The organism is Tabrizicola flagellatus (assembly GCF_008271465.1).
Classification (GTDB): Bacteria; Pseudomonadota; Alphaproteobacteria; order Rhodobacterales; family Rhodobacteraceae; genus Tabrizicola; species Tabrizicola flagellata.
Genome location: NZ_VMDU01000001.1, coordinates 65,492 through 80,164 on the forward strand (window position 1 = coordinate 65,492; position 14,673 = coordinate 80,164).

Here is a 14,673-nt window from a genome sequence, read left to right on the forward strand (position 1 = left end):
CCGGGGCGCGGTCAAACCCTTATGACCGCCCGCGAGATCAAGGACTGGACCCGACCGATGCGTGCCGAAACCCAAGCGAATGTCGAAGCGATCGAGAAGACGCTGAAACTTCTGGCCCAGCGGATGGACTGGGAGACCGCGCCGCACCGGCTGGAGGAGTTCGACGCCATGATCGAGGCGCCGGACCTGTGGAACGACCCGGCCAAGGCGCAGAAGCTGATGCGCGACCGCCAGGCGCTGATGGATGCGGTGGCCTCCTACAAGCTGATCGAGAGCGGCCTGAAGGAAAACGTCGAACTGATCGAACTGGGCGAGGCCGAGGGCGATACCGAGATCGTCGCCGAGGCGGAAAAGGCGCTGGCCGAGCTGGTGAAGGTCGCCCAGGCGAAGGAGCTCGAGGCGCTCCTGGACGGCGAGGCCGACGCCAACGACACCTTCCTGGAAATCAACGCGGGCGCGGGCGGAACGGAAAGCTGCGACTGGGCGGCGATGCTGGCGCGGATGTATGTCCGCTGGGCCGAGGCGCATGGCTACACCGTCGAACTGCAATCGGAGACCGAAGGCGAAGGGGCGGGGATCAAGTCGGCGTCCTACAAGATCAGCGGCAAGAACGCCTATGGCTGGCTGAAGACCGAGGCCGGGGTGCACCGGCTGGTCCGCATCTCGCCCTACGACTCGGCGGCGCGGCGGCATACCTCGTTCTGCTCGGTCTGGGTCTATCCGGTGGTGGACGACAACATCGAGATCGAGGTGCAGGACAAGGATATCCGCATCGACACCTTCCGGTCCTCGGGCGCGGGCGGCCAGCACGTCAACAAGACCGACTCGGCCGTGCGGATCACCCACTTCCCCACCGGGATCGTGGTGACCTCCTCGCTGAAATCCCAGCACCAGAACCGCGACATCGCGATGAAGGCGCTGAAGAGCCGCCTTTACCAGATGGAACTCGACAAGCGGAACGCCGCGATCAACGAGGCCTACGAGAACAAGGGCGACGCGGGCTGGGGCAACCAGATCCGCTCTTACGTCCTGCAGCCCTACCAGATGGTGAAAGACCTGCGGACGGGCTACGAGACCTCGGACACGCAGGGCGTTCTGGACGGCGATCTGGACGGGTTCATGCAGGCGACCCTCGCACTGAACGCCTCAGGCAAGAAGCGGGGCGAGATCGCGGACGTGGACTGACGCGCGCCGGCGCCCCGGACCTGATCCGGGGCGGCGTGTGTTGCGGGAGGTATGGGGTCCCGCCCGGGACGGGCGCACCCTTGCCAAAATCCTTGCCCGAGGCTTCGGCCCGCGCTTAATCTTCGGGCATGAGCGTCACGCATCCGCCCGCAGCACCCGAGATCAACCTGGTCGAGAGCTCCGACCTGCGGATCAGCCTTGCCGCCGGCTGGCGCGACTTCCGGCGCGCGCCGCTTCTGGGGCTGGTCTTCGCGGCAGTCTATGTGCTGGGCGGCTGGCTGATCACCTGGGCGATGACCACGAAGGGCCAGGTCTGGTGGACTCTGCCGGCCAGCGCCGGGTTCCCGATCCTCGGCCCCTTCATCGCCTGCGGCTTCTACGAGATCTCGCGGCGGCTGGAGAAGGGCGAGCCGCTGGTCGCCTCGGAAATCTTCGGCGTGATCTTCCGCCAGAAGGATCGCCAGATCCCCGCCATGGCGGCGGTGATCGTGGTCTATTTCCTGTTCTGGAACTTTCTCGCCCACATGATCTTCGCGCTGTTCCTGGGGAACGCGACGATGACCAATGTCTCGTCCTCGCTGGCGGTGTTCCTGTCGCCGCAGGGGCTGGCGATGCTGGCCTTCGGCACGGCGGTGGGCGCGGCCTTCGCGACGCTTCTGTTCTGCCTGACCGTGGTCAGCCTGCCGATGCTCTTGGACCGCGAGGTGGATTTCGTCACCGCCATGCTGACCAGTTTCGCGCTGGTGCGGGAGAACCCCCGCGTGATGCTGTCCTGGGGCGCGCTGATCGCGGTCTGCCTGTTCCTCGGCATGCTGCCGGCGTTCCTGGGGCTGTTCGTCGTGCTGCCGCTGTTTGGCCACGCGAGTTGGCACCTCTACCGCCGCGCCATCACCTGACGGGACGGGCGACCAGAAGGGCCAGCAGGGCGGCAAGCGCGGCCATCAGGCTGGCGGTCAGTGCCACCGTGCCGAAGGCCGCGCCCGTTGCGGCCAGGTGCGCCGGCCCCGTGCCCCTTACTCCGAACCCGGGTGCGCCCGGCCCGTAGGCCGCCGCCGCCACCCGGCCCAGCAGCGCCACCGCGACCAGCCCGGCTACCCGTGCCACCGCGTTGTTGATCCCCGAGGCCGCACCCTGTTCGCCGTCCTCCGCCCCCTGCATCGCCGCCGCGGTCAGGGGCGCGACGGTCAGGCCGAGACCGAGGCCAGCCAGGACGGCCATCGGAACCACATGGGCCCAGAACTGGCCAAGGGGCGCGGCGAGCCACAACCCGGCATAGGCGCAGGCAACCAGGCCCGATCCCGCCGCCATCAGCCGCCCCGCGCCCCAGCGGTCGGCCATCCGTCCTGCCGGGGCCGACAGGATCCCGATCAGCACCGAGATCGGCAGGAAGGCGGCCGTCACGTCCAGCGCCGAGACGCCCCAGGCCGAGACGGCGGTCATCGGCAGGTAGAACATCACGCCGTTCAGCGCGAAGTAGAGCGCGAAGGTCACGATGTTGGTCATGGCCAGCGTCCGGTTGCGCAACAGTCCCAGCCGCAGCATCGGGGCCGGGGCGACCCTTTCCCAGGCCAGGAAGGCCGCGAGGCTTGCCGCGGCGGCAAGCGCGATCAGGGGCGATGCCCCGGGTTCGGTCAGCGCCCAGGCCATCAGGCCGAGGCCCAGCGAGGCCAGGGCGGCTCCGGTGAGGTCCACCCGCACCCCCGGCTTGCCGATGTCGCCCGGCGTTCGGCCCCGGACCAGCCAGAGGGCAAGCAGGCCCAGCGGCAGGTTCAGCGCGAAGATCAGCCGCCAGCCGATCTCGCCCCCCAAGGTGATGACCGCGCCGCCCAGCACCGGCCCGAGTGCGGTTGTGAGCGTCGAGGCCGCGGCCCAGAGACCCAGCGCTCGGCCCCGCTGGTCGCGCGGATAGGCGCGCGCCACCATCGCCATGGATCCCGGCACCATCATTGCCGCGCCGACACCCTTGACCGCGCGGGCGGCAATCATCTGGTCCGGGGTCAGCGCGGCGGCGCAGGCCAGCGAGGCGGCGACAAAGACCAGGATCCCCAGCGAGAACACCCGCGCGATGCCGAAACGGTCTCCCATGGCGCCACCGACCAGCACCAGTGAGGACAGGGTCAGCAGGTAGGCCGCGTTCATCCACTGCGCCTGGGGCAGGCTGGCCTCCAGCGCGACGCGCATCGCCGGCATGGCGATCGAGGTGACCGAACTGTCGATGAACCCCATCGACGAGGCCAGGATTGCGGCCCAGAGAATGACGGGCCGATCGGCCTCGGCACAGAAGGAAACGGGCACCGGAGCGCCCTCCGATGCCCGTGCGGCGATGCTCATGCCCGTTTTGCTTATCCGGCCTCACCAGCGGTGGTGGGGACATCGGGGCGCGCTGCCGCCGCCGGGCGTCCGTTCTGCAGCGGGTCTTCCTGCCGCTGCACCGAGCCCTCGAAATGGGCGCCGGATTCGATGGCGATGGTCTTGTGGATGATGTCGCCCTCGACCCGTGCAGTCGAGGTCAGGCGGACCTTCAGGCCACGGACCCGACCGATCACCCGGCCGTTCACGACGATGTCGTCGGCCACGATCTCGCCGCGGATGGTGGCGCTTTCGCCCACGGTCAGGAGATGCGCCCGGATGTCGCCCTCGACCGTGCCCTCGACCTGGATGTCGCCCGTGGTGCGCAGGTTGCCGACCACGGTCAGGTCGGACGACAGGACCGAGGCCCCCGCCTTGCCCTTCGGCGCCGAGGGGGTGAAGTCCATCGCGGGTTTGGTCATCGGGGCCTCCGGGGCTTTGGGCTTGTCGGCGTCAGCCTTGGGGCCGGGCTCGTTGATGCGGCTCTTAGAAAACATTCTTCGCTGCCTTTATGAAGGTCATCGGGTTGATCGGTGCCCCGCTGAGACGGATCTCGTAGTGAAGATGCGTCCCGGTGGACCGGCCTGAATTGCCCATATCACCGATCCGGTCGCCGCGCGAGACCCTTTGGCCGACCTCGACCCGGATCTGGCTGAGATGGGCATACCGCGTCTCGACCCCGAAGTCGTGGCGGATCTTCACCAGCCGGCCGTAGCCATTGTCCCAGCCGGCATGGATCACCACCCCGTCCGCCGTTGCATAGATCGGCGTGCCGTAGCTGCCGGCCATGTCGGTACCCTCGTGCATCCGAGTGCCCGCGCCCTTCGGATCGCGGCGATAGCCGAACCCGGAGGTCCAGCGGAAGGCGTCCTTGACCGGCATGGCGAAGGGCAGCTTGAAGGCGGCGATGCGATACATGTTCATCCGGTCCAGCCCGCCGAGGATCGCGTTCGCGCGCACTTCCTCGGGGGTGACGATGCCGCCCGAGGTCGAGAACGAGATCGGCGTCAGCGGGCCGCCCTGGCCGGAATAGCCCTCGCGCACGGCGCCGATCAGGTCGTCGGGCGACATGCCGGCCTCGCGGAACATCTTGTCCAGCGGTTCGACCGAGACGGTCAGTGCCTCTTCGAGCTTGGTGAAGATCGCGTCATTGCGCTGTTCCAGCGCCTCTTTCGCCTCGGCGATCAGGCGGGCCTCCTCGCGCGCGGCCTCGGCCTCGGCGCGCTCCTCGTTGCGCTCTTCGGCCGCGTCACCCAGGGCAGCGGTGAGGAACTCCAGGGTCGCCATCGCATCCGAGATGCGCCCGGCCTCGGTTACCACGCCCGACTGCTCGTTCAGGGCCAGCGTCACCCGCTCGACCTCGCCGCGGGCGATATCGCGTTCTCTGATGACCTCGCGCAGCGTGGCCTGGATCGCCTCGATTCCGGTTTCCAGCTCGCGCCGGCGGTCTTCGGAGGCGAGGAGCTTCTCCTGCATTTCCGAAACCTGGGCCAGGGCGATGTTGAAACGCTCCTGGGCACGCGCCGCCTCTTCGGCGCGCAGGTCGCGGTCCGAGGACAGGGCGTTCAGCCGTTGTTCATAAAGCGCCTGCTGGCGCGCCGACTGTTCGCGCGCCGAACCCGCGCCGATCGAGTCCATCATGATCAGGGCGGTGGCGACGATGGTCCAGGCCAGCGCAAGTGTCCCGCCGACCAACGCGATGATCTGCGTCCCGGGACGGAGGCGGATGAAGCGGGTCTCGGTATCGGACTTCAGGAACAGCCGTTGCTCGGGAAAGTGCCGCTCAAGGCTCTGGTGAAAGCGATAGGCGAGGCGATTCAGCACGTTGGGGTCATCCGTTCATAGCCTTGGCAGAGGCTTCGCTACGTTACCTCAAGGTCTGCACCCCGGGTTCGGCCCTGATTATCCACCGCATTTCAGGCCCGCAACAATTTTGACCATATTCAGGGACTTTCCGCGCGGGACGGACTTTTCATCGGCAAGAAACCGCCGATCAGGCAGTCTCTTCGGCAAGGGGCCAGTAGAAGTCGGGCGGCAGTCCGGCATCGGCGCGCTTTTCCTCGTTGAACGGGGGTTTCAGCGCACCGTGGAAGTGCTTGCGGACAAGCGCGTGGAACACCTCCTTGGGGTCCGTGCCCGCCCGACCGCAGAGCCAGTTGAACCATTTCGACCCGTAGGCGACATGGCCGACCTCCTCGGCATAGATCACCTCGAGCGCGGCCAGCGCCTGCGTCTCGCCATGCTTGCGGAAGACCTCGATCATGCCCGGCGTCACGTCGAGGCCGCGCGCCTCCAGCACCATGGGCACCACGGCCAGTCGGGCCTGGAGGTCGCCCGCGGTGTCCTCGGCCGCGCGCCACATGCCGGCATGGGCGGGCAGGGCGCCGTAATGGCTGCCCATGGTCTCGAGACAGTCGCAGATCAGGTTGAAATGCTTGGCTTCCTCGTCGGCGGCCTTCACCCAGTCGTCGTAGAAGCCCGGCGGCATCGGATGGTCGGTGAAGCGGGCGATGATGTCCCAGTGCAGATCGACCGCGTTCAGCTCGATATGCGCGACGGCGTGCAGAAGCGCGATGCGCCCTTCGCGGGTGCCGGGGCGGCGGCGGGGCACGTCCTTCGGCGCCAGAAGCGCGGGCCGGTCGGGGCGGGCGGGGCGCAGGGGCGGGGTGGCCTGACCGATGGGCAGGGGCGTGCCGGCCTCGCGCGCGGCGAACCAACGCGCGGCATGTGCGCGGCCAAGCGCGGTCTTGGCGCGTCCGTCGGCGGTGGTCAGGACCTCGACCGCCATCTCTGCCAGGCTTTGCGTCATCCCCGCCCTCTGCCCCTTCGGGCCAATCTGACCGAAGCCTTGCGGAAATGGCAACCAAGCTCAAGAATTTTCGACGAAAATTCCTGGGCTGCGCCCGGTTTACAGCGACTTGGCCGCCGCCAGCACCTCGTCGGCATGGCCCTTGACGCTGACCTTGTTCCAGACCCGCGCCACTTTCCCATCGCCGTCGATCAGCACGGTCGTCCGCTCGATCCCCATGTAGGTCTTGCCATACATGCTCTTCTCCAGCCAGACACCGTAGTCCTCGCAGGTGTGGCCCGACTCGTCGGAGGCCAGGATGATCGACAGCCCGTGCTTCTTGCAAAACTTGTCGTGGCTTTTCACGCTGTCCTTCGACACGCCGATCACCGTCGTCCCGGCGGCGGTGAACTCGGCCAGGCGGGCGTTGAAGTCCTGGGCTTCCAGTGTGCAGCCCGGCGTGTCGTCCTTGGGGTAGAAGTACAGGACCACCTTGCCCGGCCGCAGGGCCGAGAGCGTGACCGTGCCGCCGCCATCGCGGGGAAGGGTGAAATCGGGGGCGGTCTGTCCTGCGGAAATCATGCGCGGCTCCTTGCCGAAAAGGGAATGTGACTTCCCATCTAGTTGTCTTCGCGCAAAGATAAAGGCAGCAGAGCAGCAATCAACAAGCCCCGACGCGGGGCGCGCACCACGGGCAGCGAGGCGCCAGCTCAGATGGATGACCAGAGGGCGGGAGCGGACGGCGGGACCATGGCCGTTGCCGAGCCCGAGCGCCAGAAACGGGCAGTCCGGCCCTCCCGTCGCCCGACGCGAGGACGGGGACGGCTGAGTCTGACCCTGATCCTGACCCTGATCCTGATCGCGCTGACGCTGGGCTACCTCACGCTGGCCCATACCGGCCGCACATTGCAGGTGCCGACCTGGGGCGTGGCCGAGATCGAGGCGCGGCTGAACGAAAACCTCGCCGTTGCGCGCCTGCCGCCGGGGACAGCGCTGTCGCTGGGCGGTGTGGAACTGGCGGTGGGGGGCGATTTCTTCCCGCGCTTCCGGTTGCAGGACATCCGCCTGATCGGCGGCAACGGCCGGTCGCTCCTGACCCTGCCCGAGGCGACGGTGGCCTTCGATCCCGGCGCGCTTCTGTCCGGCAAGGTCCGGCCCAGCCATGTGCGGCTGACCGGTGCCCGGCTGTCGGTGCGGCGCGACGTGACCGGGGCGATCGACCTGCAACTCGACGATCGCATGCCGGAGGCGGGGGCGCGCGACGCGTCCGAGATTCTGGATGCTGCCGAGCAGGTGTTCTCCAGCCCGGCGTTATCCTCGTTGCGGGTGATCGAGGTCGAGGGCCTGAGCCTGTCGCTGACCGACGAACGCGCGGGCCGCAGCTGGCAGGTCGGCGACGGTCGCCTGGTTATCGAGAACGGGCAGGCCACGCTTTCGGCGGAACTCGGGCTCACGCTGCTGGACGGTACCGATCCGGCGCAGGTGGTGCTGACGCTGGTGTCCGACAAGTCCGCCGAAACCGCGAGGCTGAGCGCCAAGGTCAGCAACATCGCCGCGACCGACCTTGCAGCCATGGCGCCGCCCCTGGCCTTCCTCGGTTTCGTCGACGCGCCGATCTCGGGCCAGCTCGAGGCGCGGCTTGACGAGGGCGGGCGCTTCGCAGGGCTTTCGGGACGGCTTGGTCTGGCTTCGGGCAGCCTGTCTCCTGGGCAGGGCGCGCGCCCCGTCGCCTTCGACCGCGCGGCGCTGTCGCTTGGTTACGATCCGGCGACCGCCCGCATCCGGCTGGACGGGCTGACGGTGGAAAGTGCCTCGCTGAGACTGAAGGCCACCGGGCATGGCGATCTGCTGGGCCCCGGCGGTCAGCGGCTTGCCGCCGGAGCCTTGCCGGAAAGCATCGAGGCGCAGATTGCCTTCGAGGAGGTCATGGTCGATCCCGAGGGCCTGTTCGAGGCGCCGGTCCGCTTTGGCAAGGGGGCGCTCGACCTGCGGCTGAAGCTGGATCCGTTCCGCGCCGACATCGGCCAGCTGGCGCTGGTCGAGGGGACCGAGCATCTGCTCCTGTCCGGCTCGGTGTCGGCCGATGCCGCCGGGTGGATCGGGGCGCTGGACCTGCATCTGAACCGGATCGAGACCGACCGGCTGCTGAAGGTCTGGCCGGTATCGGTCGTGCCCCGGACGCGGGAGTGGTTCGCCGCGAACGTCGGCCAGGGGCAGCTGACCGATGTCCAGGCCGCGCTGCGGCTGAAGCCGGGCACACAGCCGGTCTTCAACCTCGCCTACGAGTTCTCCGATACCGATGTCCGCTTCGTCCGCACCCTGCCGCCGATCCTGAACGCAAGCGGCCATGCCCTGCTGGACAACCGCAGCTATGTCATCGCGCTGCACCAGGGCCATGTCATCGCGCCAGAAGGCGGGCGGATCGAGGCGGACGGCACAGTGTTCAACATCCCCGACATCACCCAGCGGCCCGCGACGGCAAAGGTCGATCTGGTGACCTCGGCCAGCCTGACCGCGACGCTGTCGCTTCTGGACCAGGAACCCTTCAGCTTCTTTTCCAAGGCCGGCCAGCCCTTCAACCTGGGCGACGGCCGGGCCGAGCTTCGGGCCACGGTCATCATGCCCCTGAAGCCGAAGATCCCCTTCGAGGAGGTCAGCTTCACAGTCGCCGGAAGGATCCGCGACTTCATCTCTCCCGCCCTGGTGCCGGGACGCATCCTGTCGGCGCCCGAGGTCGAGGTCGCGGTGGATACCGAGGGCCTGAGGCTTTCGGCCGCGGGGCGGCTGGACCGGATGCCGGTGGACCTGACCTACCTGCAAGGCTTCGGCCCCGAGCAGAAGGGCCGGGCGCGGGTCAACGGCACGGTGATGCTGTCCGACGCGGTCCTGCGCGATTTCGGGGTGGAACTGCCGGCCGGGTCGGTCCGGGGCGAGGGGCCTGCTGCCATCGACCTGGCGCTGGTCAAGGACCGGCCGCCGGAGCTGACGCTGACCTCGAACCTCAGCGGGATCGCGCTGCGGCTGGATGCCCTGGGCTGGTCGAAGGCGGCCGGGACGCGGGCCTCGCTCGACCTCGAGGCGACTCTGTCGCGGAACCCGGTGGTGGAGCGCATGACGCTGAAGGGCCCCGGGCTGGAAGCGCGGGGCAAGGTCACGACGCGCGACGGCGGCGGGCTGGACAAGGCGGTGTTCGACAAGGTCGTGGCCGGAGACTGGCTGAACGCGGCCGTCACGCTGACCGGACGCGGCCGCAAATTCGCGCCCGACGTGGCGATCACCGGGGGCACGCTGGACCTGCGGCGGATGCCGGAGGGCGGCAGCGGGACCGGAGGACCTGTGCAGGTGCGGCTGGACGCCTTGCGGATCTCGGACGGGATCCGGCTGACCGGCTTCCGCGGCGAATTCGGATCCAGGGGAGGCCTGAACGGCAGCTTCGTTGCCGGGGTCAACGGCGCAGCCGAAATCCGGGGGATGGTCGGGCCGGTCAAGGGCGGCACCGCCGTCCGCATCACCTCGGAGAACGCCGGCGCGGTGATGGCGGCGGCGGGGATCTTCGACAAGGGACGCGGCGGGTCGCTGGACCTGTCGTTGGTCCCGCGCGGGCCGAAGGGCGAATACAACGGCAAGGCCACCTTCGAGCGTCTGCGCGTGCAGGGCGCCCCGGCGCTGGCCGAACTCCTCTCGGCGATCTCGGTCGTGGGGCTTCTGGAACAGATGAACGGGTCGGGCCTCGCGTTCAACAATGGGGAGGTGACCTTCGTGATGACGCCGGCGGGCGTGGAGATCACGCAAGGCTCGGCCGTCGGCGCCTCGCTTGGCATTTCCTTCGCCGGGCTCTATCTCAGCGGCTCGGGCCGGATCGACCTTCAGGGCGTGATCTCGCCGATCTATCTGGTCAACGGGGTGGGACAGATCCTGACACGGCGCGGCGAGGGGCTTTTCGGCTTCAACTACCGGCTGACCGGCACGGCCGAGGCGCCGAACGTCTCGGTCAACCCATTGTCGGTGCTGACGCCGGGCATGTTCCGCGAAATCTTCCGCCAGCGCCCGCCGAAGTTGCCCGCTGCCGAGGGGGGCTCGGGCGGATGAAGCTTTCCGATTTCGACTTCGACCTGCCCGAGCGGCTGATCGCCACCCGGCCGGCCCGGCCCCGAACCCATGCGCGGCTTCTGCTGGCCGAGGGGGACGGGATCGCCGACCGGCATGTCTTCGACCTGGTGGACATCCTGCGCCCCGGCGACCGGCTGGTGCTGAACAACACCAAGGTCCTGCCCGCGCGCCTCTTCGGCACCCGCCAGCGCGGCGAGGCGGTGGCCAAGGTCGAGGTGACGCTGCTGGAGCCCCGCGCCGGGGGCGGCTGGCGGGCCTTGGCCAAGCCCCTGCGCAAGGTGCAACCGGGCGAGACGATCCGTTTTTCCGACCGTCTCTCGGCCAGGGTCGCGGAGAAGTCGGAAACCGACCTGACCCTTTCTTTCGACCTGACCGGCGAGGATTTCGACACAGCCCTTGCCGAAGCCGGGGTGATGCCCCTGCCGCCCTACATCGCGGCCAAGCGCGCGGCCGACGACCAGGACCGCACCGATTACCAGACGGTCTTTGCCCGCCACGCGGGCGCCGTGGCGGCACCCACAGCCTCGCTCCACTTCGACGAGAATCTCCTGCGGAGGCTGGCCGACAAGGGGGTGGAGTTCACCGAGGTCACGCTGCATGTCGGCGCGGGCACCTTCCTGCCGGTGAAGGTCGAGGACGTGACCACCCACCGGATGCATGCCGAATGGGGCCGGGTCTCGGCGGCGGCGGCGGCCGAGATCAACACGACGAAACGCGCGGGCGGGCGGGTGATCCCGGTCGGCACCACCGCGCTGCGCCTGATCGAAAGCTCGGCGGATGCCTCGGGCACGGTCCAGCCCTTCGAGGCCGAGACCGACATCTTCATCTATCCCGGCTACCGTTTCCGCGTCACCGACGCGCTGATGACCAACTTCCACCTGCCGAAATCGACGCTGATGATGCTGGTGGCGGCCCTGATGGGTCACGACCGCATCCGCCGCATCTACGACCACGCGATCCGGGAGGGCTACCGCTTCTTCTCCTACGGCGACAGTTCGCTCCTGATCCCCGAGGGGACGACATGAGCTACTTCGCGCTGAAGGCCATCCTGTCCGGCATCCTGATCGCGGCCATCTCCGAGATCGCGCGGCGCAGTCCGGGCTTTGCGGCGCTGGTCGCCTCGCTGCCGCTGGTGTCGATTCTGGGCATGATCTGGCTCTGGCGGGATACCGGCGACGGGACCCGGATCGCCAGCCATGCCGAAGCGACCTTCTGGTATGTGCTGCCCTCGCTGCCGATGTTCCTGATCCTGCCCTGGCTGATGCGTCAGGGCCTCGGGTTCTGGCTGGCGCTCGGCATCGGCTGTGCCGTTACCGTCGGGCTGTACTTTCTGCTGCTGTGGCTTGCGCCGCGCCTCGGCCTGCCGATCTGAGCCACTCCGGGCTCAGCCCGACTGCCGAAGGAAGCCCAGCCAGCTGCCGTCGTCGCGCCCCCGCGGCGCCAGACCCAGCCTGTCGCGGTCGCAGGGGGTGAAGCCGCAGGCCTGGAGCAGGCGGATCGAGGCGCGGTTCTCGGGATGGACCCGCGCCGTGATCCGGCGGATGTCCGGCCGGCGGGCCGCCAGCCGGTCAAGGAAGCGCGCAACCATCTGCCGCCCCAGCCCCTTGCCGCGCGCGGGCGCCCCCAGCCAGTAGCTCAACTCCCCCGTGCCGGGATCTGCCCCGTATTCCAGCCGCACCTGACCGACCGGCTGACCGGCCAGCGTCGCCACGCGCACCTTGTGGTGCGTGCCTTCGGTGGACAGCGCGATCAGCGCGCGGCAGGTGTCGTCGTCCAGCTGCCGTGGCCGGTCCTCGAGCATCCAGGTCCAGAGCGAGGGGTCCGACAGCAGCGCGCGATAGGCGGGCAGGTCGTCCTCGACCCAGACCCGCAGCGTGAGGCTCTCGGGCTGGGGATGCACCGGCCAGCCCGGCATCTGCTTGAACAGCGGCAGCCGGCCCACATGCCAGGACAGCGGCGGTCCCGTCTCTCCGTCCTCGGCCGCGCCAAGGGCGACCCAGCCCTGTTGCAGCGGGCAATAGGCGAGGTCCAGGCCCGCCGCCCGCGCCGTGGCCAGCTCAGGCCCCGTCAGTACGCCATCGAAACGCTTTCTGGAGGTGAGATCGTCCGGTCGCGCCATGGCGGTTCTCCTGCGGCTGGAATCGATGGGTTGCGTAGCAGATGGGGTCTTGGCGCCGGGATTCAACCGGCTGTACCCGAAACAATCCTGCCGGAGCGGTTCGGGGGCGGCTTGCCATGCGGGCGAAGTTCGGGCAGGCAGAAGGCGGCGGGCAGTCCGCGGGGGCGCAAGGGGCGATGCTGAAGGTTCTGAGCCATTCCTGGCCGCTCTTGATGGGGGTGATGCTCCTGATGGTCGGCAATGGCGTGCAGGGCACGCTGCTGGGAATCCGCGGCAACCTGGAAGGTTTCACCACCTATCAGCTGTCCTATGTGATGGCGGCCTATTTCCTGGGCTTCCTCTTCGGCTCCTGGGCCGCGCCACAGCTGATCCGGCGGGTGGGGCATGTGCGGGTCTTTGCCGCGCTCGGCTCGCTGATTTCGGCCGTGCTGGTGATCTACCCGGTCTATCCCGACTGGATGGCCTGGACGGCGCTGCGCGTGCTGGCGGGGTTCTGCTTTTCGGGCATCTACATCACCGCCGAAAGCTGGATCAACAACACCGCCTCGAACGAGACGCGGGGCCAGGCGCTGTCGGCCTACATGATCGTGCAGATGATCGGCATCATCGCCAGCCAGGTGATCCTGAACCTGCCCGACCCGAGCGGGTTCACCCTTTTCATCCTGCCCTCGGTCCTGGTCTCGCTGGCCTTCCTGCCGATCCTGCTGGCCCCCACGCCGGCCCCTGCCTTCGACGGATCGCGGCGGGTGTCCTTCGCACGGCTCTTCCGCATCTCTCCCCTGGGCTGCGTCGGCATGCTGCTGACGGGGGGCATCTTCTCGGCCATGTTCGGGATGGCCGCGGTCTGGGGCGCGCAGCAGGGGCTGACGGTCGGGCAGATCTCGGTCTTTGTCGGCGCGATCTATGTGGGCGGGCTGGTGCTGCAATATCCCGTCGGCTGGGCCTCGGACCGGATGGACCGCCGCACGCTGATCATGGGCCTGTCGGCGGTGGCGGCGCTGGCCATGGCGCTGGCGGCCTTCGTGGCCTTGCCCTTTCCGGCGCTGGTCGCGGTCGGCATGGTGCTGGGCGGGATCACCAACCCGGTCTATGCGTTGCTGATCGCCTATACCAACGACTTCCTCCCGCGCGAGCAGATGGCTGGAGCCTCGGCCGGGCTGATCTTCCTCAACGGCTTCGGCGCGATCTTCGGCCCCACCGCCACCGGCTGGATGATGGAGGAGGTCGGCCCCTCGGGCTTCTTCCTGTTCATCGGGCTGCTCTACGTCGCGCTTGCCGCCTACGCGCTCTACCGCATGACCCGCCGCGCCGCGCCGACCGTCACCGGCGCCTTCCGCAGCGTCTCGCCGGGCGCCTCGCCACTGGCGGTCGAGGCGGTGCTGGAGGAAGCCGTCAAGGACGAACCGCCCGCCGACAAGGCCGCCTGACATCTGCGGTTGCGCCGCCGCGCTTTCCCTGCAAGTCTTTGCCGGGAAAGGGGGGCTGCCATGTCCGATCCGGTCGAGCTTCTGGACTTCTGGCTGCACGAGATCGGCCCCGAGGGCTGGTATGCCGGGGGCGACGAGATCGACGGCCTCTGCCGCGCCCGCTTTGCCGATCTGTGGCAGGCGGCCCGTGACGGCGGGCTGGAGCACTGGGCCGAGGGCACGGTCGGCACGCTCGCCTACCTGATCCTGACCGACCAGATCCCGCGCAACATCCATCGCGGCACGGCGCTGGCCTTTGCGACCGACCCGCAGGCCCGCGCCGCCGCGCGCAAGGCGCTGCAGGCCGGCTGGGACCTTGGCGCCCCGGAACCCGAACGGCAGTTCTTCTACATGCCCTTCGAGCATTCCGAAGATGCCGAGGACCAGGCCCTGTCGGTGCGGCTTCTGTCCGAACGCGTTGCCTCGGACCCCGAGATGGCGCTGCATGCCCGCGCGCACCAGGAGGTTATCGCCCGCTTCGGTCGCTTTCCCACCCGCAATGCCGCGCTGGGACGGATCAGCAGCCCGGAAGAGCAGAAATATCTCGACGAGGGCGGCTACATGGCCGTTGTAAATCGGCTGAAAAGCCATGCGCCCGATGCATAGGGCCACGGCAACCCCAGCGTTGCTTGGAGTTTCCGGATAGTTTAATGGCA

Annotated in this window: 13 protein-coding genes; 7 read left to right on the forward strand and 6 right to left on the reverse strand. The window is 68.6% G+C overall.

The genetic code is table 11. From position 1 onward, the window contains the following. Positions 1–57 precede the first annotated feature (57 nt). Both prfB and FL625_RS00315 read left to right on the forward strand, forming a co-directional pair. Entirely contained in the window at positions 58–1,185 is a 1,128-nt protein-coding gene (prfB, locus tag FL625_RS00310) for a peptide chain release factor 2 (protein ID WP_149587127.1), read from the forward strand. A 128-nt stretch (positions 1,186–1,313) separates the two neighbouring features. Then, positions 1,314–2,081: a DUF2189 domain-containing protein gene (locus FL625_RS00315; protein ID WP_149586646.1), complete on the forward strand. Its 768-nt coding sequence runs from the start codon at positions 1,314–1,316 to the stop codon at positions 2,079–2,081. Here the strand turns inward: FL625_RS00315 and FL625_RS00320 are convergent. The 5 genes from FL625_RS00320 to FL625_RS00340 form a co-directional block, all read right to left on the reverse strand. After that, positions 2,074–3,480, reverse strand: coding sequence for an MFS transporter (locus FL625_RS00320; protein WP_235019264.1), 1,407 nt, complete (start codon positions 3,478–3,480; stop codon positions 2,074–2,076). The two genes, FL625_RS00315 and FL625_RS00320, sit on opposite strands and share 8 nt — an antisense overlap. 47 nt (positions 3,481–3,527) lie before the next feature. After that, positions 3,528–4,031, reverse strand: a complete 504-nt coding sequence (locus FL625_RS00325) for a bactofilin family protein (protein WP_149586648.1) — start codon at positions 4,029–4,031, stop codon at positions 3,528–3,530. Then, complete coding sequence (locus FL625_RS00330) at positions 4,021–5,358, reverse strand: M23 family metallopeptidase (RefSeq protein ID WP_149586649.1); 1,338 nt, start codon at positions 5,356–5,358, stop codon at positions 4,021–4,023. The genes FL625_RS00325 and FL625_RS00330 overlap by 11 nt, the downstream gene beginning before the upstream one ends. Before the next feature lie 169 nt (positions 5,359–5,527). Continuing rightward, entirely contained in the window at positions 5,528–6,343 is an 816-nt protein-coding gene (locus FL625_RS00335; RefSeq protein WP_149586650.1) for a ferritin-like domain-containing protein, read from the reverse strand. Positions 6,344–6,442: 99 nt separating this feature from the next. After that, complete coding sequence (locus tag FL625_RS00340) at positions 6,443–6,904, reverse strand: peroxiredoxin (RefSeq protein WP_149586651.1); 462 nt, start codon at positions 6,902–6,904, stop codon at positions 6,443–6,445. Between the two features lie 132 nt (positions 6,905–7,036). Between FL625_RS00340 and FL625_RS00345 the strand changes: the two genes are divergently transcribed. From FL625_RS00345 to FL625_RS00355, 3 genes are read left to right on the forward strand one after another with little or no spacing between them, the layout of a single operon-like run. Next, on the forward strand, positions 7,037–10,411 hold the full coding sequence (locus FL625_RS00345; protein WP_235019265.1) for an AsmA family protein: 3,375 nt from the start codon (positions 7,037–7,039) through the stop codon (positions 10,409–10,411). Continuing rightward, positions 10,408–11,457: a tRNA preQ1(34) S-adenosylmethionine ribosyltransferase-isomerase QueA gene (gene queA, locus FL625_RS00350; RefSeq protein ID WP_149586652.1), complete on the forward strand. Its 1,050-nt coding sequence runs from the start codon at positions 10,408–10,410 to the stop codon at positions 11,455–11,457. Before FL625_RS00345 ends, queA begins: the two co-directional genes overlap by 4 nt. After that, positions 11,454–11,804, forward strand: coding sequence for a DUF3147 family protein (locus tag FL625_RS00355; protein WP_149586653.1), 351 nt, complete (start codon positions 11,454–11,456; stop codon positions 11,802–11,804). Before queA ends, FL625_RS00355 begins: the two co-directional genes overlap by 4 nt. A 12-nt stretch (positions 11,805–11,816) precedes the next feature. Here FL625_RS00355 and FL625_RS00360 read toward each other — a convergent pair whose 3' ends face one another. Further along, positions 11,817–12,551, reverse strand: a complete 735-nt coding sequence (locus tag FL625_RS00360) for a GNAT family N-acetyltransferase (protein ID WP_149586654.1) — start codon at positions 12,549–12,551, stop codon at positions 11,817–11,819. A gap of 176 nt (positions 12,552–12,727) precedes the next feature. Here FL625_RS00360 and FL625_RS00365 point away from each other — a divergent pair, with 176 nt between their 5' ends. After that, the gene (locus tag FL625_RS00365; RefSeq protein ID WP_149587129.1) at positions 12,728–13,978 is read left to right on the forward strand and encodes an MFS transporter; all 1,251 of its coding nucleotides are present in this window, start codon (positions 12,728–12,730) and stop codon (positions 13,976–13,978) included. 60 nt (positions 13,979–14,038) lie between these two features. After that, positions 14,039–14,623, forward strand: a complete 585-nt coding sequence (locus tag FL625_RS00370) for a DUF924 family protein (RefSeq protein ID WP_149586655.1) — start codon at positions 14,039–14,041, stop codon at positions 14,621–14,623. Positions 14,624–14,673 lie beyond the last annotated feature (50 nt).